General features: G+C 42.5%; 16 protein-coding genes. 11 read left to right on the top strand and 5 right to left on the bottom strand.

Translation table 11 applies throughout. The annotated features are described in order from the left end of the window. Nucleotides 1–88 precede the first annotated feature (88 nt). The 4 genes from ACM0OY_RS22725 (at nt 89) to ACM0OY_RS22710 (ending at nt 8099) form a co-directional block, all read left to right on the top strand. Nucleotides 89–3352, top strand: coding sequence for an efflux RND transporter permease subunit (locus ACM0OY_RS22725; protein WP_414571102.1), 3264 nt, complete (start codon nt 89–91; stop codon nt 3350–3352). Nucleotides 3353–3725: 373 nt separating this feature from the next. Further along, the gene (locus ACM0OY_RS22720) at nt 3726–5579 is read left to right on the top strand and encodes an IucA/IucC family protein (RefSeq protein WP_414571101.1); all 1854 of its coding nucleotides are present in this window, start codon (nt 3726–3728) and stop codon (nt 5577–5579) included. Nucleotides 5580–5939: 360 nt separating this feature from the next. After that, nucleotides 5940–7202 (top strand): HhoA/HhoB/HtrA family serine endopeptidase, encoded by a 1263-nt coding sequence (locus tag ACM0OY_RS22715; protein ID WP_414571100.1) that lies wholly within the window; start codon nt 5940–5942, stop codon nt 7200–7202. Nucleotides 7203–7847: 645 nt separating this feature from the next. Further along, the gene (locus tag ACM0OY_RS22710) at nt 7848–8099 is read left to right on the top strand and encodes a hypothetical protein (RefSeq protein WP_414571099.1); all 252 of its coding nucleotides are present in this window, start codon (nt 7848–7850) and stop codon (nt 8097–8099) included. A gap of 124 nt (nt 8100–8223) precedes the next feature. On the opposite strand, the gene aroF is transcribed toward ACM0OY_RS22710, so the two are convergent. The 3 genes from aroF to rpsO all read right to left on the bottom strand — a co-directional run bounded on the left by aroF (nt 8224) and on the right by rpsO (nt 10574). Then, complete coding sequence (gene aroF / locus ACM0OY_RS22705; protein ID WP_414571098.1) at nt 8224–9282, bottom strand: 3-deoxy-7-phosphoheptulonate synthase; 1059 nt, start codon at nt 9280–9282, stop codon at nt 8224–8226. Nucleotides 9283–9821: 539 nt separating this feature from the next. Then, the gene (locus tag ACM0OY_RS22700; protein ID WP_414571097.1) at nt 9822–10292 is read right to left on the bottom strand and encodes a PAM68 family protein; all 471 of its coding nucleotides are present in this window, start codon (nt 10290–10292) and stop codon (nt 9822–9824) included. Nucleotides 10293–10304: 12 nt separating this feature from the next. Beyond that, the gene (rpsO, locus tag ACM0OY_RS22695) at nt 10305–10574 is read right to left on the bottom strand and encodes a 30S ribosomal protein S15 (RefSeq protein ID WP_414571096.1); all 270 of its coding nucleotides are present in this window, start codon (nt 10572–10574) and stop codon (nt 10305–10307) included. 618 nt (nt 10575–11192) lie between these two features. On the opposite strand from rpsO, the gene ACM0OY_RS22690 reads away from it, so the two are divergent. The 4 genes from ACM0OY_RS22690 (at nt 11193) to ACM0OY_RS22675 (ending at nt 21049) form a co-directional block, all read left to right on the top strand. Further along, entirely contained in the window at nt 11193–12611 is a 1419-nt protein-coding gene (locus ACM0OY_RS22690) for an AAA-like domain-containing protein (RefSeq protein WP_414571095.1), read from the top strand. Nucleotides 12612–13115: 504 nt separating this feature from the next. Continuing rightward, a complete protein-coding gene (locus tag ACM0OY_RS22685) occupies nt 13116–16766 on the top strand; it encodes an AAA-like domain-containing protein (RefSeq protein WP_414571094.1) in 3651 nt (1216 codons plus the stop codon). A gap of 1197 nt (nt 16767–17963) precedes the next feature. Continuing rightward, complete coding sequence (locus ACM0OY_RS22680; protein ID WP_414571093.1) at nt 17964–20075, top strand: TIGR00300 family protein; 2112 nt, start codon at nt 17964–17966, stop codon at nt 20073–20075. Nucleotides 20076–20425: 350 nt separating this feature from the next. Then, a complete protein-coding gene (locus tag ACM0OY_RS22675; protein WP_414571092.1) occupies nt 20426–21049 on the top strand; it encodes a hypothetical protein in 624 nt (207 codons plus the stop codon). Between the two features lie 107 nt (nt 21050–21156). Here ACM0OY_RS22675 and ACM0OY_RS22670 read toward each other — a convergent pair whose 3' ends face one another. Both ACM0OY_RS22670 and ACM0OY_RS22665 read right to left on the bottom strand, forming a co-directional pair. Next, nucleotides 21157–21612: a cupin domain-containing protein gene (locus tag ACM0OY_RS22670; RefSeq protein ID WP_414571091.1), complete on the bottom strand. Its 456-nt coding sequence runs from the start codon at nt 21610–21612 to the stop codon at nt 21157–21159. Nucleotides 21613–21820: 208 nt separating this feature from the next. After that, nucleotides 21821–22618: a cysteine hydrolase family protein gene (locus tag ACM0OY_RS22665; protein WP_414571090.1), complete on the bottom strand. Its 798-nt coding sequence runs from the start codon at nt 22616–22618 to the stop codon at nt 21821–21823. Between the two features lie 81 nt (nt 22619–22699). Here ACM0OY_RS22665 and ACM0OY_RS22660 point away from each other — a divergent pair, with 81 nt between their 5' ends. From ACM0OY_RS22660 to ACM0OY_RS22650, 3 genes are all read left to right on the top strand, one after another. Then, nucleotides 22700–24100: an amidohydrolase gene (locus tag ACM0OY_RS22660; protein ID WP_414571089.1), complete on the top strand. Its 1401-nt coding sequence runs from the start codon at nt 22700–22702 to the stop codon at nt 24098–24100. Between the two features lie 53 nt (nt 24101–24153). Beyond that, nucleotides 24154–24534: a hypothetical protein gene (locus tag ACM0OY_RS22655; RefSeq protein ID WP_414571088.1), complete on the top strand. Its 381-nt coding sequence runs from the start codon at nt 24154–24156 to the stop codon at nt 24532–24534. Nucleotides 24535–24894: 360 nt separating this feature from the next. Continuing rightward, nucleotides 24895–25152, top strand: a 258-nt coding sequence (locus tag ACM0OY_RS22650) for a hypothetical protein (RefSeq protein ID WP_414571087.1), incomplete at its 3' end; no start/stop codon positions are given.

Here is a 25152-nt window from a genome sequence, read left to right as displayed (position 1 = left end):
CAATTTCTCGTCTACTCCCCACTCCCCAGTCCCTACTCCCCACTCCCCAGTCCCCACTCCCCAGTCCCTACTCCCCAATCCCTAGCCTATGTTTGTCAATACTTTCATCAGGCGTCCAGTTCTGACGACCGTCTGTACATTCATTATTTTGCTGCTGGGAAGCATTTGTATTCCTATCCTGCCCATTTCTCAGCTGCCAGATCTCGCTCCGGTGCAAATTACCGTTAGTTCTAACAATATTGGTGCGGATGCTCAAACAACAGAAAGCACTGTTACTAATATTATTGAGCGACAAATTAATGGCGTTAAAAATGTATCTTACATCTCTTCTAATACAGGTAATGATGGTTCGAGCAATATAGTTGTTTCCTTCCCAACCAATGTCAATAGCGATATTGCTCAAGTAAACGTACAAAATAAAGAAGCTCTCTCTGAACCTCAATTGCCGGATACTGTTCAACGAACGGGCGTTACTGTTGAAACAGCATCGAGTAGTCTGCTTCTCGTCTATGGATTTTACTCAGACAATAATGAATATGACAACATTTTTATTAGTAACTATGTTGACTTATTCATTCTCGATCAAATCAAACGAATTCCTGGTGTTGGAAGCTCCAGGATTTTTGGAGAACGCAAATATGCCATGCGTCTTTGGCTCGATCCCAACAAGCTTGCTCAACATCAACTAACTCCTCAAGATGTGACAACTGCCCTGCAAGAACAAAATATTCAGGTGGGTGCAGGGGCAATTGGTAAGGAACCAGCACCAGATAATCAAAGCTTTGAATTTGCTTTAAAGGCAAGCAGTCGATTCAAGGATGCGGCTGAATTTGAGGAGATGGTGTTGAAGGTGGGTCAAGGTGGCACTACTAACACCCTAGTTAAAGTCAAAGATGTCGGTCGAGTTGAATTAGGAGCAGAGAGCTATCTTGCTGATGCCAAATTCACCCTCCCAGGAGATGCTCCCAAGCCTGCTGTGGGTTTAGGTATATATCAACTTCCAGGCAGTAATGCTTTGCAAGTTGCCCATGCTGTTGAAGACCAAATTGCAATTCTAGAAAAGAATTTTCCACCAGGACTTAAAGCAGAGTTAGCATTTGATACTACTCCATTTGTGGAAATTTCCCTAGAAGAGGTGCTACACACGCTGGTTGAGGCGATTGTGCTGGTGGTGCTAGTAATTTTTGTTTTTTTGCAAGACTGGCGCACCACAATCATTCCCACTGTTGCGATCCCCGTCTCTTTGATTGGGACATGTGCGGCTCTTTTGGTTTTAGGATTTCAAATTAATACACTCACCTTATTTGGTTTCGTTCTGGCGATCGGTATTGTCGTCGATGATGCAATTATTGTGGTGGAAGCCGTTGCAGTCAAACTGGAGCAGGGCATGAAGCCGTTTCAGGCTGCTGTGGAAGCCATGAAAGAGTTGACAGGGGCAATCATCGCCACTTCACTTGTATTGATGGCGGTATTCATTCCGGTTGCATTCATTCCCGGCACCACTGGGATTGTCTACAAACAATTTGCGTTAACCATTGCTTGCTCGATCGCTATTTCAACTTTTAATGCTTTAACCTTCTCTCCGAGTATGGCAGCGATCCTCATGCGCCCAGCTCAGACTCCACGCGGCCCTTTGGGCTGGTTTTTTACGCTGTTTAATCGAGGATTTAGCTGGTTCACGCGCCGATACGTCAGGTTTGTGAGCTTCCTGACCCATATCAAGGCGGTTGTGATTGGAGTTTTCATCGCTGGTTTACTGGCAACGGTTTTCATGTATAAAACAGTGCCTACCGGATTTATTCCAGAGGAAGACCAGGGCTACTTTTTTGTAGTTGTCCAGGGACCTGACGGAGTTTCTTTGAAATACACAGAATCCGTGATGGAGCGCGTTGTCAAGGAAATTACGACGCTTCCGGAAGTGAGAGCTAGCTTCATGATTAGTGGCTTTGGTTTCGATGGCAATGCTTCTAATTTAGGTATTGCGTTTAATAATCTGAAACCTTGGAAAGAAAGAACTGAACAATCTCAGTCTGTTTATGGCATACTTCAAAGACTGAACAAAAAGCTGTCTGCAATTACCGAAGCTAGAGCGATCGCTGTGAATGCTCCTCCAGTCAGAGGATTAAGTACTACAGGTGGTTTTGAGTTTATTATTCAAGACCGCACGGGTAGTGCGCCGATTGAAAGTCTGGTTGATACCACTCAAAAGTTCATTGCCGCAGCAAATAAAAAACCGGTTCTCCAACGAGTCTTCACCCAGTTCACCGCAGACACTCCGCAATTTGAAATCCAGGTAAATCGCAATCAAGCCAAAGCTCTGAATGTTGAGATTAATGATATCTTTGGCGCATTGCAATCTTACTTGGGATCGCAATATGTGAATAACTTTGTCCAGGGACAGCGCCAGTACCGAGTATATGTCCAAGCAGATGGAGTTTACCGTTCAAATCCTGATGATATTGGCAAGTTGTATGTCCGCTCAACAACTGGGGCGATGGTTCCCTTGAGCAGTTTGGTGAAAGTTACTCCCTTTGTGGGGCCAAAGACAATTTCTCACTATAACTTGTATCGGTCAATCAAAGTTCAAGGCGCTCCTGCTCCTGGTGCAAGTTCTGGAGAGGCGATTAAAGCGATGGAAGAAGTAGCAGCACAGGTCTTACCCCAAGGATTTGGTTATGAATGGACAGGGACTTATCTGCAAGAGAAGACATCTGGAGGAGCCACCGGACTGATTTTTGCTTTAGCGATCGCTATTGTCTTTTTGGTGCTGGCGGCTCAGTATGAAAGTTACATTGACCCAATTATTATTTTGCTGACAGTTCCCCTGGCAGTTTTGGGAGCAATGACAGCGATTTGGCTGCGATCAAATATTTTCATGGCAGGTAGCCTATTCCCCAAAGTAGTAGATGATATTTATTGCCAGGTAGGTCTGGTGACTTTGATTGGTCTAGCCGCGAAAAACGCGATTTTAGTCGTAGAATTTGCCAATCAGTTGCACGAGCAGGGCATGAGCTACACGCGGGCGGCTGTGAAAGCCGGGGAAGAACGTTTGCGACCGATTTTAATGACTTCCTTTGCAGCGCTGTTAGGATTTTTGCCTTTGGTGATTTCTGAAGGAGCTGGAGCAAGTAGCCGCTGGTCTTTGGGGACAGCACTATTTGGGGGACTGCTGCTTTCCACATTCTTGAGTTTGTTCTTAGTGCCAATTCTCTATATTTTGGTTAAGACTTTAGCTGAGGCTATATTTTCTCGGCGGCGACGCGGAGGCTCAAACCCTCCAGATTCTCCAAATGGAACTTCCGAATCTGGACATAGAGCTTTGCCTAGTAGGTCAAGTCAGCCAGAAACTTAACAATTCAAAATTCACGCATTAAAGACATTTCAGACGAAGAGGAGTGCGGTCTTGGGGTCTCCCCAAGAGGAGCAACTCCGGGGGATTTAAACCCCGACTGAAATGGATGCTACATGTAGATGTAGGGGTCTTAAACCCTTTAATTTACGATAATTGCGATCGCAGTAAAAGGTATTGGGGAATAGTAGAGACGTTGCATTGCAACGTCTCTACATTTTGATTTATAACGCTTTCCCTTCCTCTTCTTCAGCGCGTGTCTAAGATTTTGGTTTGCAAAGCGATACTTCTGTATCAGAATATAGTTATCGCGAATATTTTTCAATTGGTATTAGTCATTCACTGAAAATCCTCAATCTTTATAACCAAAATTGAAATGATAGAGCAAACCATCATCAACACTATAACCCCGCAACTGATTAGCGATCGCACCAACAAGGAAATTGCTGAACAAGCAACAATTCAAAGCTTTTTCAATTGTTATTTGCGAGAAACTGGCTCCGGTAAAAGCATAAAAGCTAATACTGAAGTGATAGACGATGCCATAAATCAGGTATTTACTCGTATCCAAGCTCAGGAATTAATCTACTGCCATTTAGAGTATCAAAGGATACAAATATTGGCTGGTTTACGCTATTATTCACCAAGCGGACGCCATTTGTTTCACTTTCCAATTTATTATCAGCCAGCGGACAAAAGTGATGTTTTAGAAGTTGATTACGTTACCCTAATTACTCTGCTGACAAAAGAGTTGGCGCTGGCTGATGGTAGTAATGGCGATGGAGAGGAATTGCTGCGGCGAGTAGTGGAAAGTTGCTGCAATATAGAACAGTTTGTTCGCCAACGGCGACAGGATGCTGATATTCTTTATGCTTTCAAAAGTAATTTTATTGAAACCGAACAAGCGCTGATTTTTGGTCATCCTTTGCACCCAACACCGAAAAGCCGTCAAGGTTTTGCTGAGAGTGAATTAGCAGCTTATTCTCCCGAATTGAAAGGGCGTTTTTCTCTGCACTATTTTCGCGCCCATCAGTCGATAGTCGAGTCAGGTTCAGCACTGCCACAAACAGCTATAGAACTGATTAAAGCAGAACTTTTGACGGATGCTGAAGTAGATGAAAACTTCAAGATGAATTATTGCCGTACAGATGAATATGCTTTATTACCAGTGCATCCTTGGCAGGCAAATTTTCTGCGGCGTCAACCAGCAGTGCAGCAATTAATAAATCAGGGATTAATGCAAGATATAGGTTTACAAGGGCGAGCTTTTATGCCTACTTCTTCAATTCGCACAGTTTATCATCCTGATGCAACGTTCATGTTCAAAGTGTCTTTGAACCTCAAGATTACTAACTCGATGCGGGCTATCTCGTATAAAGAGTTAAAACGGGCGGTAGAACTTTATCAATTATTGAATACTGAAGTTGGCAAGGAACTTCGCGATCGCTTTCCACAATTTAATATTATCAGTGAGCCTGCCTACATCACTTTGAAAATAGACGGCGAACCAAGTACTGGTTTCGCTTCGCTATTGCGAGAAAATATTTTTCTATCCAATCCTGCTGCTGATGCAACTTGTTTAATATCTCTATGTCAGGATTCTATATTTAACGATGGCTCACGCTTGACAAATATTATCAACTTGCTAGCAGAGCAGGAACAACGACCCACAAATGAGATTAGCCGCGATTGGTTTCGCCGTTACCTCGCAATTTCCCTAGAGCCGATTCTTTGGCTTTACTTCACATATGGTATAGGGCTAGAAGCGCATCAACAAAATAGTATTTTGCAACTACAAGACGGTTATCCTTACCGCTTCTTTTTCCGCGATAATCAAGATTATTACTGTCACCCAGCTTTTCGGGAATATTTAGATAGTATCCTCCCTGGCTTTAGCAACAGAAGTCATACAGTATGCAAAAATGCCGTTGCTGCTGACGAACGCCTGGGTTACTACTTTTTCAACAATCATTTGTTGGGCTTAATTAATGCCTTTGGCGTGGGAGGCTTGGTGGATGAGCGAATTCTTTTTGCAGAAGTCAGAACTATTTTAGATAAATATGCAGATATAGAGCCAGATAGCTCGAAACTTTTGTATCAGCTTCGTCAGCCACAATGGCGTTGCAAAGCAAATCTCATATCCCGCTTTCATGACATTGATGAAATGCATAGTTCCTTAGCCACCCACTCGATTTATGTTACTATCAACAATCCTCTCATAGGATATTAATCTGCTTTGATTATTGAACTTATTTGTGTATGCAGATAATAGGGAATAGGGGACAGGAAAGTAGAGAACTAGACGTGTAAGTAGCTGGGCAAAATTAAATATAAAATGACGAACTATCTTATATTTATTTAGATCCATCTACTTATCAATACTACTCGGTTGAGCATTGGCGTGGCGAATTTTGAATACCCCCATGACTTTAGTCATGAGTTTTAATGTGCTACACTTGCCATTCTGGCATCTGAGTTCTTCAGTAGTAAAAAACTAGACCTTTCACAATAACGCAATACCTCTGCAACAAAACTGTCATAAATAATATCTAGATTAGTAATACATACTTCGATATGCTTCTAAACAGCAATGCAAAACCAATCTCGTGATGGAGAAAACCCATCAAATAGCATTTTATCCCACACTACTGACGCCAAATATCATCATCCAGCACCCTGGAAAAAGGCTGCGGCCTCTCTATCACTGGTGCTACTGGGATCGGGTATGACATTAGCAGGCGGCTATCTGGCTGGAAATCCTCAGCAAGTGTCTGAAACTGCATCTAATTTGGCAGTCGGTCGAGTCAATGCTGCCCCTCCATTACCAGTCAGCACAGATCCGAATTTTGTGACACAGGTGGTGCAAAAGGTCGGACCGGCAGTAGTGCGAATTAACTCTTCCCGAACCGTAAGAACCCAGGTACCAGATGAATTTAACGATCCGTTTTTTCGCCGCTTTTTTGGTTCGCAACTACCACAATCAGGGGAAAGGGTAGAACGGGGTACTGGTTCAGGTTTTATCATCAGTGCTGATGGTCGTATTCTTACGAATGCCCATGTGGTAGATGGGGCGGATACGGTGACAGTGACACTCAAGGATGGGCGCACTTTGCAAGGTAAAGTGCTAGGAAAAGATGAATTAACCGATGTGGCTGTGGTCAAGATTCAAGCAGATAATCTACCGACAGTAGCCTTAGGTAACTCAGACCAACTGCAACCAGGAGAATGGGCGATCGCGATCGGTAATCCCCTTGGCCTGGATAATACAGTAACAACCGGAATCATCAGTGCTACTGGACGGACTAGCAATCAAATCGGCGCTCCCGATAGGCGAGTAGAGTATATTCAAACCGACGCCGCAATTAATCCTGGGAACTCAGGCGGTCCTCTGCTCAATTACCGTGGTGAGGTAATTGGTATGAATACAGCCATTATCCAAGGAGCGCAAGGATTAGGCTTTGCCATTCCCATCAGCACAGCACAACGTATTTCTAGTCAATTAATAGCAACAGGTAAAGTCCAACATCCTTATTTAGGAATTCAAATGGTGGGCTTAACGCCTCAGCTAAAACAAAATATCAACTCAGATCCTAATAATGGTTTGAGTGTGAACGAAGATAAAGGTGTATTAGTTGTAAAAGTTATGCCGAATTCTCCAGCCGCTAAAGCTGGAATACGCGCTGGCGATGTTATCCAAAAGCTAGGCGGTCAAACAGTTACAGATGCTAGCAGCGTCCAAAAAGCTGTAGAAAATAGCCAAGTCGGCGGAGATTTAAGCCTAGAGTTACGCCGTAATGGGCAGAGTCTTAACGTAGCTGTGCAGCCTGGTGCTTTCCCTACAGGAGTACAATAACAGTTTTTGAGTCAAGGTGAATTTTTAAAGGATGGGTGTTGCACCTGTCCTTTTTTTTTCAGAGGATGAAGTGGCGTAGGTGTGTAAACCAATTCTCTAAAATCGGGCAAGAGATTCAAACTCCGAAACCCAGACCATCACTAGCTTTATTAACTAGGAATTACGAATTAAGAATTGGTATAAGTCCTCTTTATTACAATCAAAGAATGATTTTTATATTTTTTATTTATGACATTAGTCACGTTTTGACTAATTACCTTTTTCACTGGTATATAGTTCTCTTCAATCCTATTATTTACTTGTCCAAGAGATTAGCAAAACAGAATTCAGGAGTCACGAACCAGAAGTCTCTTGCTTATATTCTGTGTGACTTGGGGATAAATAAATCGGTTTAAATCTACCACTGAATTTAAAATTTGGTGGACTACAATTAGCACGAAGTCTGAGCTGAGGCTTCCTCGTCACAGACGGCAGTTTAAGCGCGGGAACTCCGCGAACAGACTGCCTCAAATTTGTACGATAGTTGAAGAACTCAATTCTTCAATAATTGGTTCTGAATTCTGAATTCTGAATTCTAAATTTTTCTTCAATCTTTGACGAAATTTAATCTCTTTGATATTTACATCATAGAAGGAAAGTTTGCCAATGAGTATTAAAAGAATGCTTGCTAGCGCAGCACTGATTTTACCAATTGTTGTTACCTTTATTCCTTCCCAAGCTGATGCTCAGGTCAGACGACAATTTAGGCGACCAGTTCCAGTTAGAGTAATCAAAAAACCAGCGCGAATTAGGGTTTATACCCCTGTTCAAGCGAGAAGGAGAATATTGGTTCCTGGACGTTGGGTGCAAACAAATCGTGGTCGCCAGTGGATACCTGCTCGCTATATATATAGATAAAAGGGTACTGGGGACTGGGGATTAGGGACTGGGGAGATGTGGGAGTGTGGGGAGATGTGGGGGGAAAGATTTCTTCCCCATCCTCCCACACTCCCAATGCCGCATTCCCAATCCCCAGTCGCCCTTACACCAGAGCTACTGCTGGTTGTTGCCAGCGTCCTACTGCTTTCCCAATGACTGATAATTCTTGCATCAAGTTATCAAAACGGTCTGGTGTTAGAGATTGGGGGCCATCAGATAAAGCTTTGGCAGGGTTGGGGTGAACCTCAATCATGAGAGAATCTGTACCAGCTGCGATCGCTGCCATTGCCATTGAAGGTACAAACTCAGACCAACCTACGCCGTGGCTGGGGTCGATCATGATTGGTAGGTGAGTTAGTTTTCGCAACACTGGTACTACTGATAAATCGAGTGTATTTCGTGTATACTGACGGTCAAAGGTACGTATTCCTCTTTCACACAAAATGACATTGGCATTGCCAGCTGCCAAAATATACTCGGCTGCCATTAACCAATCTTCAATGGTAGCAGCCATTCCCCGCTTCAAAAGAACTGGTTTTGACTGCGCTCCCACTCTTTTAAGCAAGGAGAAATTTTGCATATTCCTTGCCCCTACCTGAATCACATCAGCAATTTCGGCAATTTTATCCAGGTCAACGGCATCCATGACTTCTGTAATAATACCGAGTCCGCTGACTTCCCGCGCCTTTGCTAATAATTCTAAAGCACTCTCGCCGTGTCCTTGAAAGGCGTAAGGTGAAGTCCGGGGTTTATATGCACCTCCCCGCAAAAACTTCGCTCCTGCGGCTTTGACACGCCGCGCCGTCTCTACAATCATTTCTTCGTTCTCTACGGAGCAGGGACCGGCTACGACTATCAAGGGGTGGTGTTCACCAAATACCACCGTTTCATTCGGTAGATTAACCACTACTTCCGAAGCTTCGCCGTGGCGAAACTGGCGGCTAGCCCGTTTATAAGGCTGCTCTACCCGCAACACCTGTTCAATCCAAGGGCTAAGTTCTTGAATTTGTAATGGATCTAAGCTGGCAGTTTCACCTACTAGACCAATAACTACTTTGTGTTTACCAACAATTTTTTCTGGAGTTAATCCCCAACTAGTTAGTTCCTCGTCAATGCGGGTTATTTCCGCCTCTGGGGAACCACTTTTCATTACTATAATCATGTCAATGTTCCTGATTTACTGAGTAAATTATTCTGTAAATGGACGTAACTTTATTGTTACGTATTTGCCTAATTAGGAATAGTTCAAACTAAATTTATTTACAAAATAAACCGACAAAATATACTATTCAGTAAAATTACTATAATATCAATCAGTCTTGGGTATAAAACTAGCTAAAATATGAAAATTTTGAAGAATAATTCAGGAGTCAGAGTTCATCCTCAGTTGGGTTGAAACAGAATATTCTTACTCCCGTATGCATGGTATTAATGGCGTTTACACATACTCCCTACTCCCAGCCCAAGTTACTATTTTTGACTGCAATTTAAGTATCAGGAGTCCGACTCGCGGATAAATTAAGTAGGTTTAAGATATATGCTAAATTTTCTTCTCTGGGAAAGGCTGCATGAAGAATTTAGCATCTAAAATTAGCACTTGCTTGAGAGCCAAGGCTAGTAGCTATCGCAATTTTTGTGTAAGGGAGTGGCAACTTCCAATCCCCCACTTCTTGTTCTGAATTCTGGATTGTGAATTCTTCTTCAAGAGTTTTTTTGCCGAGTTTCCCGCCAAACTGCCACCATTCGTCCCCAATTTGTGCCGAATTCACTCAAACCTAGCAGACTTCCGGCTCTTTCTTCATCCCAAGAGGCAGAGAGAACACCATAGGTTATGCCTAAAACCCCCAAACCAAATAATCCCATGTTTACCAATAACACGGCAATGGGAGCTAGTTTGACGTTGGCGTAAGTGGCAAGCAGATAGCTAACAATTAAGGTGCTAATAGCCAAAGTTGTTGGTACACCACAAAACGCAGCTACCCGTCGAACCATCCGCTGGCTGACTACTTTCGGAATCGCCATTTCTTCTTTGGTGTAAGGCAGCTTTTTATCAGCTTGGTTGCTGGATTTTTGTGGCGTTACTGCTGGTTTAGTTGGAGCTTTTGCGGGCTTTTGGCGCTTTTTGTTTGGTTCAAAGGGCAAGCGGTCGCGTTCAGATTCTTCAGCAGACATAAGCGATCGCCTCTAACCCCGAATACCGAGACGACCAATCAAAGCTAAATACTTGTCGCGATTTTCCTTCTGGATATAAGCTAAAAGACGCTTGCGTTGACCAATTAGCTTCAACAATCCGCGTCGGGAAGAATGGTCTTTTTTATTTGCCTGGAGATGTTCGCTGAGGCGGTTGATCCGCTCAGTTAGCATAGCAACTTGGACATCGGCCGAACCAGTATCGGTTTCGTGAACTTGGTAGTTGGAAATTATTTCTTGTTTCCGCAGTTGCGTCAGAGCCATGATCGAATTTCTAGTTTTTCAAAATGTATGCAGCAGTCTCCCATAATATCACAGCCATAAAAGGGTGTGGAATCATCTAGCTTGAAAATAGCGTTGAATGTTGGCTAAAGAAATATTTTCCATGCCTTGGTTGTGGGATTTTCCCATGATTAGCTATTTTGAAAACAGGGAGTGGGGAAGGAGCCACTGTGTTGGGGAGTAGTAGAGGAGAGGTTTTTCATGGTTGGGGAATTTTTTCGTGATTTAGTATCTTGTTACACCTTTGAACTGTTCTCGACAAAGCAATTCAGCAGCCACACTTCAGTACTAGCCAATTAATTAGTGCTTTAAAATACTTTGCCGCCGACTCGACATTTAATTACAAACAAATTTTAAGTAACAGTTTCATCCAGTCCATTTGGATGGTTGATTAAGTAGGTATAAATAAATTCAAGTTCCCACCTCAAGCTTTAGCTTTTTGGTAGCAGCTTCTAAGCACTAAGCCACTTCTGTTTATTTGTACCTACTTTAAATAAAAGCTTAAAAGAGTTAAGTAACAATCAAATAAACAATTGAAAAAATTGAAAAATTAGGGGATATTGAAGAAAGTTAACAAAAAACAGGTTAATAACTAGCGACATGAAACCACAAAAAAGCACGCGAAGCCGGGGAGTTGTGCTGAGTTCTGTCGGGTTAAAGCGTTTACAGGCAGCGATTCTGGCTATGGAGGTAGCAGAAAATTATGGCCAGCGTTTGACTCTAGATAAGTTGGGCGAACGCATGAATATCTCTACAAAAACACTGAGCAGATTATTATCTTTGGATACAGGCGTAGACCAAAAAACTTTAAAACTTTGTTTTAGCGCTTTTAATCTAGAATTAAGCGCACAAGATTACACAATTCTCAACGAAGCAGATAAGATTCAAGCTTCGGAATTAATTACATTGAATTTACATAGACAAAAAGCTGATTTGTATCAAAGGTTACTTTTGGATTCCTTTGTCAACGAACAGGATGACCAATTTGAAAGTTTTTGGTCGTACCCAGATGGACCCGTACCTCTGGATTCTCCGATGTATATTGAACGTCAGCCGATTGAGGAATTGGTTTATCGAGAAATAATTCAACCAAGCTGTGTGATTCGGATTAAAGCGCCCAGACAGATGGGTAAGAGTTCTCTGGTGCTGCGGCTGTTAGCCTTTGCACAAAAGCAAGGGTATCGGACAGTGAATTTGAATTGCTACCAAATCGATTCTGATTCTTTGACTAACTTAAACAAGTTGTTGCGTGGTTTTTGTTGGCATATTGCCAGAGAACTAGGCATAGATCCCAAATTAGATGAAATGTGGGATGAAGAAATTGGCTGTAAGTTGAGTTCCAGCTTTTATTTGCAAAGCTATTTGCTCAAGCAAATAACAACTTCAGTTGTTTTAGTCTTGAATGAAGTTGAGCGCTTTTTTGAATATCCTCACATTGCTCAAGAATTTTTTGCATTATTGCGTTCGTGGTGTGAGGAAGCACAACAAAATCCCAATTGGCAGAAGTTGAAATTGGTAGTAGTTTATTCTACAGAAGAGTATGCCACCCTAGATATTAATCGCTCTCCGTTCAACATTGGGCTACCTATCCGTCTTGGGGAATTTACCCAACAACAGATAGAAGATTTAGCTAGGCGACACGGCTTAAGCTGGAAGACTAGCAAAGAATCCAACCAACTGATGTCATTTGTAGGCGGTCATCCAGGACTAATTCGGATTTCGCTATATTTTCTTTGCTTGCAAGAACTGACTCTAGAAGAACTTATCCAAGAAGCGATCGCCAATGGTGGCATTTACCGCTATCATTTATGGCGACTCTGGCTGCAACTACAAGAAAAACCCACTTTAGCCAAGACTTATGCCCAATTGGTGAAATCGCACCAAAGCACTTATGTCGATCCCATTGAGACTTATAAACTTGACAGTTTAGGCTTGATTCGCTTTGAGGGCGATCGCATCTTACCAAGTTGCGAACTCTACCGCACTTACTTTGGCAAACAACTATCAACAATTGTTTAAAGCCGAAATTGATTGAAATTTATCGCAATTTCGGGCATTACTCTTAATTTTGCTTTTTTATAATTAATTTCGCCCAAATACTAGTCAACATTATCCTACTTTTTTTATCAAAATGTAAGGACAGTTAAGACACTTAAGCAGACAGTTAATCCTAAATTTAAATATAGTATTTGAAGCATAGTTGAGGACATAAACTGACCGTCAAACCCAAACAGCAAGAAACTTTCAAGCCTATTGCCTATTTCATACTATAAATAACGGACAGTTAAGACAGTTAAGCAAAAATCAACAGATTATATACTTAGGAAAGTGATACAATCCAAGTTGAATAAAAGCTGTAAACTGTAAGATGTTTACTTCTAAGAAAGTATCTATAGCAATCTCAAATCATCGTTGATAAACAAGATACCCGATTTTTTTAATAAGTCGGGTATCTTGGACTTGCAACGATGGCAAATCAAATAGAATTGCTAGTTAATCTCTTTTTTGTAGTCGCACTTTGATATGAGATACCAAGTAGGGGGCAGCCTTCGTAATGACGATCCCACATATGTTCTCCGTCAGGCAGACGAAAAACTTTATACCAGCTTGAAAGCTGGAGATTTCTGTTACGTCTTAAACTGTCGGCAGATGGGCAAATCGTCTTTACTACAGCGCACAAGTTATCGCCTCAGACAAGAAGGTTATAGCTGTGTTTACTTGGATATGACCCGCTTGGGTAGTGAAGATAGTACACCAGAACAATGGTACAAAGGTGTAACGATCAGCTTGTTCTACAGCTTAAATCTCGGAGAACAGGTCAATTTTCAAGAATGGTGGAAGATGCAATCAGGCATTTCCTCGGTGCAAAAATTACACCAATTTGTAGAAGAATTGTTATTACCAAATTTTGAAATTAAATCTGAGAATAATGGCAAAAACCGACGTATTATTCTCTTTATTGATGAAATTGATAGTTTATTGAGTTTAAATTTTCCCGTCAACGATTTTTTTGCCTGGATTCGTCATTGTTACAATCAACAGGCATCTGACCCGAATTTTCAACGCTTAGGATTTGCACTATTTGGAGTAGCCAGTCCATCTGATTTAATAGCGGATAAACGCCGAACACCTTTTAATATTGGTACAGCGATCGAGTTACAAGGCTTTAAATTACATGAAGCCACACCATTGCTCAAAGGGCTAGAGGAAATCATCACCCAACCACAAGTAATACTGCGAGAGATCATTAATTGGACAGGAGGACAGCCCTTTTTAACGCAAAAACTCTGCCAACTAGTTGCCCAGACTGCCTTGAAAACATCTTACGGAAGAATCTCATTACTTCCAGGAACTGAAGAATTTTGGGTAGAACAATTAGTGCGATCGCAGATTATCGAACATTGGCAAACAAAAGATGAACCACAACACCTCCGGACAATTCGCGATCGCTTACTTTTCCACGAACACCGCGCAGGAAGATTACTTGGACTTTACCAACGAGTGCTGCAAGCAGAAGAGGCAGAGGATGGAGGGACGCGGGGACGCGGGGACAGGGAGACAAGGGGACAAGGAGACGCAAAAAAAGAAGACACCAGCAACTCTTTGCGTCCTCTTTCCCTTGTCCCGACGGATGATAGTCTAGAACAGACGGAACTATTATTGTCTGGTTTAGTTGAGAAACGCAACGGCTATCTCAAAATTAAAAATCCCATTTATCGTAATGTTTTCAATGCCCAATGGGTACTCAGGCAGTTAGACAATCTCCGTCCTTACTCGCAAACATTCAACGCTTGGGTAGCATCGGCTTATAGAGATGAATCGCGTTTGTTGCGAGGACAAGCTCTCAAAGATACTCAAAATTGGTTTTATGGCAAAAGTCTTAGCGATTTAGATTATCAATTTTTAGCTGCTAGTCAACAATACGAACAGAAAGCACTCAAAACGGCATTGGAAGCAGCACAGGCTAAAGAAGTAGAAGCACGACTAGCACAAGAGAGGAAAACTGCAAAATTACAAAGATTTCTGCTAATTGCGGTCGGTATTGGCTTATTCGTCTCTAGCGGGTTGGGTATAGGAAGTTTCATTTTGTACCGCGAAACTCTCAAAAGTGCATATCAAGCAAAAAGTAGCGAAATCCGAGCACTTGTATCTTCTTCTGAAGGACTATTTGCTTCAAATCGCCGATTAGATGCCCTCATAGAAGCCATCAAAGCCAAGCATAGACTAGAAAAACTAGGTAAACCAAACGCAAAGATTGAGCGTAAGGTGAATAACGTACTCCAACAAGCGGTTTATGGAGCAGATGAATACAACCATTTTTCTGGTCACACAGCAGCTGTTTTGGCAGTAGATATCAGTCCTGACAGTTCTTTAATTGCCTCAGCCAGCATAGATCAAACAATCAAGCTTTGGCGACGAGACGGTACAGAAGTCGCAACTCTCAAAGGGCATAAAGGAGCAGTGAGAGCGATCGATTTTAGCTCTGACAGTCAAATGCTTATCTCTGCGGGTGAAGATGGCAGCATTAAACTTTGGAAGCGAGATGGCACTTTGCTCAAGAGTTTTAAAGCTCACACCGCTTCCATCTGGGGAGTAGCGTTTAGTCCCGATGGTCAATTTATCGCTTCCGGCGGTTGGGACAGAACTGTGAAACTTTGGAAGCCAGATGGTACTTTGGTTAACACATTTCAAGGTTACGAAACGGGGTTTTTCGGAGTCAGCTTCAGTCCTGATGGTCAAATCCTTGCTGTTGGGAGTCTAGATAGGACAGTAAAACTTTGGAAACGAAACGCTTCCGGCTGGCAAAACGCCAAACCATTACAACCTTTGCAAGGTCACACCTCTTGGGTTCTGAAAGTAGCTTTTACCCCTGATGGCCAGACCATTGTTTCTGGGAGTGAAGACAGAACTGTTAAACTTTGGAAACGAGACGGCAAAAATGGCAGCTACCGCCAGTATAAAACTCTTAAAGGTCACACTGCGGGGATTTGGGGAGTCGCCTTGAGTTCTGATGGTCAAACTGTTGCCTCCGCCAGTCTCGACAAAACAATTAAACTTTGGAACATTGACGGTACAGAACTGAGGACGCTTAGAGGACACAGTGCCTCAGTTTGGGGAGTAACTTTTAGTCCTGATAACAGCTTTATTGCTTCGGCCGGCACAGAAAACGTTGTCAGGCTGTGGCAGAAAGAGAATCCATTCCAAAAAAGTATTATTGCCCATGAAGCCGGGGTTTGGTCGATAGCTATAACCTCCAACAGTTCCACCATCGCCACAGCTAGCCACGAAAACACTGCTAAACTTTGGAGTCGTCAAGGCAAATTGCTCAAAACTTTTACTCAATCTGGCGGCCCATTCTTCGAGGTTTCATTCAGTGAAGATAGTAAATTAATTGCGCTTCGTTCCTACGATGATACGGTAAAACTCAAGAAGCTAGACGGGAGTTTGGTCGCCACCTATAAAGATCTTCTCACTAAACTCTTAGCAGCAGTATTAAGTCCCGATGGTCAAACCATCGCTATAGCAAATGTTGAAAAGGTCGTTCAGATCTGGAAACGCGATCGCTCTACACCCCAAGTCCTCAAAGGACATCAAGCTGAAGTCTGGGAAGTTGCATTTAGTCCAGATGGTCGCCTCCTGGCCTCAGCCAGTGGTGATGGTACTGCTAAGTTGTGGACGCTGGATGGCAAGTTGTTCAAAACCCTTATGGGACACTCGGCAGCAGTCTGGAGAGTCGCCTTTAGCCAAGACAGTAAAATGGTAGCAACTGGAAGTGGCGATAATACCGTTAAGTTGTGGACTCTTGATGGCAATTTGCTGAAAACACTCAAAGGTCACACAGCTGCAATTTGGGGAGTTGCCTTTACTCCCGACAACAAAGTAGTTGCTTCTGGCAGTGTAGATACTACAGTCAAACTTTGGAAAATTGATGGTACAGAACTGACTACCCTCAGAGGACATACCGCAGCCATTAGGAAAATTGCCATCAGCCGCGATGGGACAATGCTTGCTTCCGGAGGTGATGACAACACCCTGATTCTGTGGAATTTGCAGCGAATTCTCAACCTAGATGCACCAGCTTATGCTTGCGCTTTGGTGCGCGATTATTTGAAAACGAATATAGCAGTGGAACAGAGCGATCGCTCCCTTTGCGAACCACTCAATTCCAAGTAGACATTAAGCTAATGTCATTCATGTTTCCAGAGTGATTCGCTTGTAGTAAGCCCCTCCAGCCCTGGTTTTATGCAACTTAAATGCTTATTAGCTTATTATATCATGTCCGCTTGATTACTTATTAAACCCGAAGAACCCCACCCCTTAATCCCCTAAGAGCAAGCCTACGGTGTACACACAAGTCAGATCCAGTTTTATTCCAATACGCTTGGGATAAGCCAGAAAGCCCTCATGTAGAGACGCGATTTATCGCGTCTAAAAGACTGACACGTTCACAAGACGCGATAAATCGCCGTCTCTACAGAGAATTTACTCGTCAATTATTCTTTCACAGACTACTATTTCCGACTTGTGTGTACACCGTAGCCCCGCAAGCTCTTAGGGTAGACAAAGCGCAGCTTTGGCTCTTTGGGGTGCAATGACTGTGGGAATCATAACTAATTATGCGGACATGATATTACTTGTGATGCTCTTCAAGAGTCCAGAGTCTAGTTGAATCTCAATACTGCTCGCTTTGTGCATTTTTAACTCGGCATTGGATTTGGGGAAAAGGTTAATGGTTCGACAAGCTCACCAACCGGGTAAAGGTTAAAGGTTTTTTCTTTCCCTTTCCCCCTTTCCCCTTCCCCTTTTCCCCTTAACCGACAAGTATTGAGTTGAATCTAGATTCTGGACTCTTGACTTTTGAGTATCTAAAATATTATGATCGTCTGCCGCGTTCAATGCATGGCAGCTTAACACAGTAGTAGAAAACAGCGATGGCTACACCAAGGTGTGCGACTAACGTATCCTTGGCAATCACTTCTATTAGTTAGTGGCGCAGCAGTAATATATAAAGATTTGTGTCAGTAAAAAGTACACAAGATACAAGACGTGCTTGACAACGGATTTCAATTTGGTGAAATACACAACCTGAGCTTGGTAGCCAGACATCGAGCTTGTCTTACTTGAGAATTCATCAATATCTGCTGGATTACCAATCAAGGGAGTTAGAATAACACGAAATCACACCACCAGTTCCATGCCATTTTGTCACTTTGTCTGATTCTTAACCTTGAGTTTATGTTTTCCAGTAATAGAATTATGAACGAAGCCCTCGTAAAACCTTCAACTATCCAAAGGTAGAAGCTCTAGTGGCAGATTTGACAAAACTGGAAAAACGAAAATCTGTATCCAAAATACGCTTGTAAAATTTTTATGACTTCCCGGATTCGCTTTTTGATGTGTCCTCCCGATCACTACGATGTAGATTATGTGATTAATCCCTGGATGGAAGGGAATATTCACAAATCATCGCGCGATCGCGCCGTAGAACAGTGGCAAGGACTACACCAGATTCTTAAACAACACGCCATTGTAGACTTAATACCACCAGAGAAAGGTTGGCCAGATCTGGTTTTTACAGCCAACGCTGGTTTGGTACTAGGAGAAAACGTCGTACTTAGCCGCTTTTTACACAAAGAACGTCAGGGAGAAGAACCTTACTTCAAACAATGGTTTGAGGCAAATGGTTATACAGTCAATGAACTTCCCAAAGATTTGCCTTTTGAAGGCGCAGGAGACGCACTGCTAGATCGGGAAGGACGCTGGTTATGGGCAGGATACGGTTTCCGCTCAGAATTAGATTCCCACCCCTACCTAGCCAAGTGGCTGGATATTGAAGTACTCTCACTACGACTGATAGACGAACGTTTCTATCACTTAGATACCTGCTTTTGTCCATTAGCAAATGGCTATTTGCTCTACTATCCAGGTGCTTTTGATTCTTACTCCAACCGCTTAATCCAAATGCGAGTTGCACCAGAAAAGCGAATCGCCATTGCCGAAGCTGATGCAGTCAACTTTGCTTGTAATGCGGTGAATGTAGAAAGCATCGTCATTATGAACAAGGCGAGTGATGCTTTGAAATCCCGCCTTGCAGAAGTCGGTTTCCAAGTGCTGGAAACGCCGCTGACCGAATTTCTCAAAGCTGGTGGTGCAGCGAAATGCCTAACCCTACGGGTGACAGAACCAGTTAGAGATGAAATTCATGCCAATGTCTCGGTGGAAAGCCGGATCATTCGCATGGAAGGACATTTGCTAGACGCTGGTTTGATTAACCGCGCTCTGGATTTGATTGTAGACGCTGGCGGAAGTTTCCAAGTTCTGAATTTCAACTTGGGAGAACAACGCCAAAGTACCTCAGCTGCCGAAGTCAAGGTATCAGCACCATCCCATGAAGTGATGGAAGAAATCATTTCGCGGTTGATTGATTTGGGTGCTGTAGACTTACCCCAAGATGAGCGAGACGCTAAGCTAGAGCCTGTCATCCAAAATGGCGTAGCGCCTGATGATTTCTACGTCAGTACAATTTATCCCACCGAAGTGCGGATTAAGGGTCAGTGGGTGAAGGTAGAAAATCAGCGGATGGATGGGGCGATCGCCATTACTCAAACACCCAATGGCTTCAATGCAAGGTGTAAAATCCTACGTGATTTAGAAATTGGCGAACAAGTAGTTACAGACGTGTTAGGTATCCGCACCATCCGCAAAACAGAATCGCGGGAACAACGCAGTACCCAGGAATTTAGCTTTATGTCGTCGGGAGTTTCCAGCGAACGCCGCGTGGAATTAGTCGTCGAGCAAGTGGCTTGGGAACTACGTAAAATCCGCGATGCTGGTGGTAAAGTAGTTGTCACCGCTGGTCCTGTGGTGATTCACACTGGTGGCGGCGAACACTTAGCGCAACTAATCCGCCAAGGATATGTACAAGCGCTGCTTGGTGGGAATGCGATCGCTGTCCACGACATCGAACAAAATATCATGGGCACTTCCTTGGGTGTGGACATGAAACGGGGTGTCGCCGTCCGTGGTGGACACCGCCATCACCTGAAGGTAATTAATACCATCCGCCGTTACGGTAGCATTCCCAAAGCTGTGGAAGCGGGAGTGATTAAGAGTGGCGTGATGTATGAGTGCGTCCACAACGACGTGCCTTTTGTGCTTGCTGGGTCGATTCGGGATGACGGGCCTTTACCTGATACCCAAATGGATTTGCTCAAAGCCCAAGAGCAATATGCCAAAAACTTAGAAGGTGCAGAGATGATTTTGATGCTGTCATCAATGCTGCACTCCATTGGTGTCGGCAATATGACGCCGGCGGGGGTGAAAATGGTATGTGTGGATATTAATCCAGCTGTGGTGACAAAATTGAGCGATCGCGGTTCTGTAGAATCAGTGGGTGTAGTCACAGATGTGGGATTATTCCTCAGTCTTCTGATTCAGCAGTTAGATAAATTAACAAGTCCCTATGTTAGTAAGGTAGGTTAAAAAACGAACCGCTTCAGATACCGCACAGAAGTTTGATGCACAGCTATCAAAACTTCTGCTGCGATCGGCATTAGGCGTAAAAAATTTAATAGTAGGGTAGAAAATGCCTACCCTACTATTTTTTGTTTTTTAGGATAGGATTCAATACACTTGGATTAAGCCTAAAAAATATTCATGTACAGACGGATTCATCGCGTCTCAAAGATTGAACAATTTAGTGTGGATAAACAAAAAAGTAGGTAGACATAATTAAATATAAAATAAAAAAGTTTAAAACCCCGATAAAAACTGGTTTTTTCCTTCTGCCTTCACCCTTCTGCCTCCTGCCTTCTACTTATCAGTATAGAGTAATGAAAGTTCATATACTTGGAAAAATATTTATTTTTATTTTTTTAGGCTTTATATCCATACTTCTCTGGGTTAACTTGCGATCGCCAGATGATAAACGGCTTGACTTTTGTAATAGTCTCAAGCCCCTGAACCAAATCGAAGTTAAAGATTACGATAATAATGGAATTAAGTCGCGTCAAGGGACATTTACTACAAAAGTTTCTTTTGGCGATCGCAGAGAACTAAAAGTAGTCATTTTTCCCAAAGCGCTTTCTCGTAATATTTGGTCAAAAGTATCCCAGTCATCAATTCAATATATTGGTAACGGTGGCGATAATAATTTGCAAGAATGGTTAAGCCCTGATTATTTTTATTTACTTGAAGTTCCTCCACAAGCAACAGCCTTAGCTTTTGGCAGACTTTGTAATCGCAATGGAGATGTTGAAGTTGAATCTATCAAAAAGTTGGAAAAAATTTCTCCTACAAAAATAATTATCAATGACAAAATTTATCTTTCTGTTTCATCACCGCTACCAACTATTAAACCTTATACTGTCATAGTCAATACTGGCAGTAATCGTCTGGATACATTAGGTACTCAAACAGAAGTATATTTCACCAAAGAAAACCTCAAATTTGAGTAAAAGGGGGTGGAGTGTGGGAAGACAAGGGGGACAAGGGGACAACGAGAATAACTCTCAATGCCCCATGCCCAATGCCCAATGGCCCATGCGCAATTCTAAATTCTTCTTCAACAAGGCATTAAAGCATCTAATCTCCCTAATACTGCCATATCTTCTGCATCTAACTCTACTGGTGTTCCACTGCGAATTAATTCTGAAAAATCTTCATTAGGCACCATTACAGTTAGGGTATATAAGCGAGTGGAACCTGTATTTTTAATTAAATGCGTGCCAGTGGGAGGCACTAATAAACTATCTCCAGCTTGGATATTAGCAATCTTGCCGTCACACATGGCGATCGCTTCACCTTTGAGGACAAAAAACATTTCCACTGCCCACTGATGGCGGTTTGGTGGTGTTTGTCCGCCAACATCAAATATTTCTACACAGCAAGTCAAGGAAGTATTTGCATTAGTCGAATCGAAGATAATCGCTAAGCGATTAGAGTCGTTAGGACTGATGCGATATACTTGGTAATCTTTGGGAGATTTGATAATAGGAATTACACAACGAGTAGCGTGCATTTATTTATCCCCTCGAAGTTGTTGATGGTTATGACAAGAGATGCGAGTGTTGAATATTTAGTTGTAGAGTTATCCTATTTGGGCTGTGAACAGAGATTTGGAAAATAATCTCACGCAGAGGCGCAAAGGCGCATAAAAGAGATTTTTACAAGTTGTATGTCTAATTTACAAAATTACGAATCTCTAAATACTCCTAACTCCCCACTCCCTACTCCTCAGGTGCTAAACGCCCCGTTACTGTTGACAGCACTTTTAAAATTGCTTGAGAATCTGTGACAAAACCGAAGCATTGTTTGACGTTGTATAATGTCGCCAACCAACAATATTCAGGTGATGTTGTGGCGGTGCAGTCTTTGACTAATATGCAGTCATATCCCAAGAAGTTGGCATCACATAATGTGGTCAGCACACATTGGTCAGCGTTGACACCAGCAAAAAATAGTGTCGTTTTTCCCAGATTCTTCAAGATGCTATCCAAAGGTGTGTCCCAGAAACCACTCATCCGGTATTTGTCTACGCAAATATCTTCTCTTAGCGGTTGTAGTTCATCCACCACTGCCGCAGCCCAACTACCCGCCATGAGTACTTTAGCACCATTTTTAGGTAAGGGATCGCCCAAACCCACGCCGTCACCCGTAGGGTTGTAGACGTGAAGTGAAGCTGCACTAATGTTGAGTAAGTCGGGACGATTCCCCCAATTCACCCAAATTATTGGTACACCAGCAGTACGCAGTTCTGGGAGTAAATTCTTTAAAGGTTCAATGGGCTTACGAGCTGGGGTGACATCCACGCCGATATGCGCTAACCAGCCGTCAGGGTGACAGAAGTCGTTTTGCATATCAATGACGAGGATAGCGGCTTTTGCGAGGTCTAGACGCAGGGTTTTTGTTTCTGTTGCTAAGATAACGGGTTGTGGGGTCTTTTGCGGACGAGTGATATCTGCAATAGCATCATTCACTGTCCACGCATTTGGTGGAAACCCTAATGTCCGTAATGGTAAGTTCATAAAATTGCAATAGCCAATACCATTTTCTATTTTGTAACTTGAAACTCAGTTCAGAATACGATCGCTTAATCAAGGTTAAATATGTTAAGTTTTACTATCCAAAATGTTTTAATTGCCACTGCTGATGATTACGCGACTGTAGATGTACAGGTTGTAGATGGTAAAATCACTGCCATTGCCCCGAATCTACAGATAATCGGTACAGCTATAGATGGTAAAAATAAGCTGCTGCTTCCTGGCTTCTTTAACGCCCACACCCATTCTTCGGAAATGTGGCAACGCGGGATCATGTCGGTTTTGCCTTTAGAATTATGGTTGGCGGAACTGTATGATTTTGCTCCTCTAGATACCGAACAAGTATATCTCAGTGCTTTGGGAACGGCGGTGGAAACTTTACTTTCGGGTGGGACGAGTGTAGTAGACCACTTGGTGTTAATTCCCGGACTTGAGTTAGAAACCATCGCTATTGCAATTCGCGCTTACACACAAGTCGGAATTCGGGCTTTTATTGCGCCTTTAATTCAAGATGAATCTCTCACCGCAGGTATTCCATCTGGTGAGTCAACACAAAATCATCAACCTTATTTTCGCTCAACTGCGGCAACATTGGAAATCATCGAAGAAGCGGTGAGAAAATTTCATCGCCCAGATGAGGGTGTGAGTATTTTAGTTGCACCAACAGGGATACAATTATGTACTGATGCTTTGTTTGCAGGATGTATTGAATTAAGCGATCGCTACAATCTTAGTCGTCATTCCCATTTACTCGAAACCAGGGCACAAGAAAAACTCGCCCAAGAAAAGTACGGTTGTACAGCCGTCGAACATTTAAAAAGAATCGGCTATTTAAGCAATAAAACTTCTCTTGCCCATTGTGTTTGGTTAAATGATACTGATATCGCTATTCTTGCCGAAACTCAATCTACAGTTGTTCATAATCCCTTAAGCAATTTACGTTTAGGCAGTGGCATCGCCCCAATTTTAAAATATCGCCAAGCTGGAGTAAATGTCACTTTTGGTTGTGATGGTGCCTCTAGTAATGACTCTCAAGATCTGTTGGAAGCCATCAAAATTGGTTCGATTTTACATAACGTTACAGATTTAGATTATCAGCACTGGATTACACCCCGACAATCAGTAGAAATGGCATCCTTAGGAGGTGCAAAAGGATTAAATGTTGACGATAAGCTAGGTTCTTTAACTGTTGGTAAACAAGCCGATTTAGTACTTTATGACCTCACCAATTTATCATTGTTACCGCGTACAGACCCCATTGGTTTATTAGTTTTGGGGCGTCCAAGTAATGTTGTTCATAGTGCTTGGGTAAATGGTAAGCAGATTATTAATAATGGTAAATTTACAACAATTAATGTTGATGAATTGCGCCAAGAATTATTTAACCGCAGTCAATGGGAAACTAAGCGTAAATCTGAAACTGTGGCACAAATTGAAGCACATTATCGTAAAGTAATGGGTTTGTAAGATACAAAAGAACATATTTTTGCAGAGAATTGCTTCTCCTCTTATTACGACGAATGGGTTTTCTCTTCGTCCGCTACACACATGGAACAAAAGAGTATGGCAAAGATTTCACTTTTTCTGAAATCACCTCCTTTGGAAACTATAGACACTATGGTTTGCAAGCCAAAGCCGGAAATATAAGTGGTGGAGTAAATTCACAAATCGATGAGCTTATTGGTCAATTACATGATGCATTCTCAATGCCATTCTACGAATTGGGGTCAAATGAGCAACGCTACATCTCGAATTTCGTTATCGCAATAAGCGGAATTTTTACTGAGAACGCCCGTGAGAAAATTGTTGAGAAGATGCCTAAAGGTTTAATAGGTTCGGTCTATTTTTTAGACAAATATCGAATTAATGAATTAATCGAACGTTATTGGAATAACAATTAACTGGGGCAGAACGGTAGGTTGGGTTGAGCGACAGCGAAACCCAACAAAGCTTCGATAATGTTGGGTTTCGTTCCTCAAACGCCACTTGCTTCAAGCCGGGGAACCCGTCCAACGCAGTGGCTCCCCAACCTACGCTAGTTATAGTTTTTAGCCTTAACACCAAGCTTATTGCCTTTTAACCAATTAAGCGGAGATCATCTAGAGAATTTACTTTGCATATACAAAGAAGTGTTAGCCGATTCTTCAGGCAAGTTGCCTAAAACTTGTATTTGCTCAAAAACAAATTCTTCTTGCATCAACAAAAATTGCTGTGTTTGCTAGAATATTGCCCACAGGCTGAATCCCCAAGGAAGTAGCTCTATGTCAATTGTCATTTCCCTTAGCCCAGAATTAGAAGCATTACTACGCGATAAAGCTGCTCGCCAAGGTCAAGATGTTAGTCTTGTAGCGTCTGAGTTGCTTACCAGTCTCTTAGAGTGGGAGGTACAAGAATCAGAGGAGGCGATAAAGGGAATTCAACAAGGATTAGATGATTTTGAGGCTGGAAGATTCCGGTCTTTTAATAGACTTGTCCGAAAATTTATAAGCCAGTCTGTGCAAACCTTTGAGAGTCCGCTT

Origin of the sequence: Nostoc sp. CCY 9925, assembly GCF_963920935.1 — a bacterium.
In the GTDB taxonomy this organism is placed as follows: Bacteria; Cyanobacteriota; Cyanobacteriia; order Cyanobacteriales; family Nostocaceae; genus Nostoc.
Note: the sequence above shows the minus strand (reverse complement) of the source record. Positions and strands in the feature narration are given on the sequence as shown.

Coding starts and splice junctions, on each gene's coding strand:
- ACM0OY_RS22725 (WP_414571102.1), top strand. CDS start 89: ATGTTTGTCAATACTTTCATCAGGCGTCCAGTTCTGACGACCGTCTGT.
- ACM0OY_RS22720 (WP_414571101.1), top strand. CDS start 3,726: ATGATAGAGCAAACCATCATCAACACTATAACCCCGCAACTGATTAGC.
- ACM0OY_RS22715 (WP_414571100.1), top strand. CDS start 5,940: ATGCAAAACCAATCTCGTGATGGAGAAAACCCATCAAATAGCATTTTA.
- ACM0OY_RS22710 (WP_414571099.1), top strand. CDS start 7,848: ATGAGTATTAAAAGAATGCTTGCTAGCGCAGCACTGATTTTACCAATT.
- aroF (WP_414571098.1), bottom strand. CDS start 9,282: ATGATTATAGTAATGAAAAGTGGTTCCCCAGAGGCGGAAATAACCCGC.
- ACM0OY_RS22700 (WP_414571097.1), bottom strand. CDS start 10,292: ATGTCTGCTGAAGAATCTGAACGCGACCGCTTGCCCTTTGAACCAAAC.
- rpsO (WP_414571096.1), bottom strand. CDS start 10,574: ATGGCTCTGACGCAACTGCGGAAACAAGAAATAATTTCCAACTACCAA.
- ACM0OY_RS22690 (WP_414571095.1), top strand. CDS start 11,193: ATGAAACCACAAAAAAGCACGCGAAGCCGGGGAGTTGTGCTGAGTTCT.
- ACM0OY_RS22685 (WP_414571094.1), top strand. CDS start 13,116: ATGAGATACCAAGTAGGGGGCAGCCTTCGTAATGACGATCCCACATAT.
- ACM0OY_RS22680 (WP_414571093.1), top strand. CDS start 17,964: ATGACTTCCCGGATTCGCTTTTTGATGTGTCCTCCCGATCACTACGAT.
- ACM0OY_RS22675 (WP_414571092.1), top strand. CDS start 20,426: ATGAAAGTTCATATACTTGGAAAAATATTTATTTTTATTTTTTTAGGC.
- ACM0OY_RS22670 (WP_414571091.1), bottom strand. CDS start 21,612: ATGCACGCTACTCGTTGTGTAATTCCTATTATCAAATCTCCCAAAGAT.
- ACM0OY_RS22665 (WP_414571090.1), bottom strand. CDS start 22,618: ATGAACTTACCATTACGGACATTAGGGTTTCCACCAAATGCGTGGACA.
- ACM0OY_RS22660 (WP_414571089.1), top strand. CDS start 22,700: ATGTTAAGTTTTACTATCCAAAATGTTTTAATTGCCACTGCTGATGAT.
- ACM0OY_RS22655 (WP_414571088.1), top strand. CDS start 24,154: ATGGGTTTTCTCTTCGTCCGCTACACACATGGAACAAAAGAGTATGGC.